Below are 312 nucleotides of genomic sequence, written 5' to 3' on the forward strand. Positions count from 1 at the left end.
GATGGTAACTAGATTTATTATTTACTGTAAAAGGTAAGACTTAGTGAAGAATATAAAGCACTTAATAAAGTATGGTCATAAAATGCTCCTGCATTGATGACATCAAGTACATCCATGTACTTGAAACTCAAAGAAACAAACAGCTTTCCGAATTTAGTTAATCGCTTATGCGGTTAACAACCCAATTTGCTTGGTGACAATAGCATTGTGGTACCACCTGATCCCATCCCGAACTCAGTAGTGAAACGCAATCGCGCCGATGATAGTGTGGGGTCTCCCCATGTGAAAGTAGGTCATCGCCAAGCGCCTAAT

The 312-nt window shown here is 40.1% G+C and carries 1 rRNA gene; it reads left to right on the forward strand.

The features are described 5' to 3' along the window. The first annotated feature begins 189 nt into the window (after positions 1-189). Positions 190-305: ribosomal RNA gene (gene rrf, locus AB4153_RS21595) — 5S ribosomal RNA — on the forward strand. The last annotated feature ends 7 nt before the right edge of the window (positions 306-312 follow it).

It is taken from the genome of Shewanella sp. 10N.286.52.E4, assembly GCF_041468785.1.
GTDB lineage: Bacteria > Pseudomonadota > Gammaproteobacteria > Enterobacterales > Shewanellaceae > Shewanella > Shewanella electrodiphila.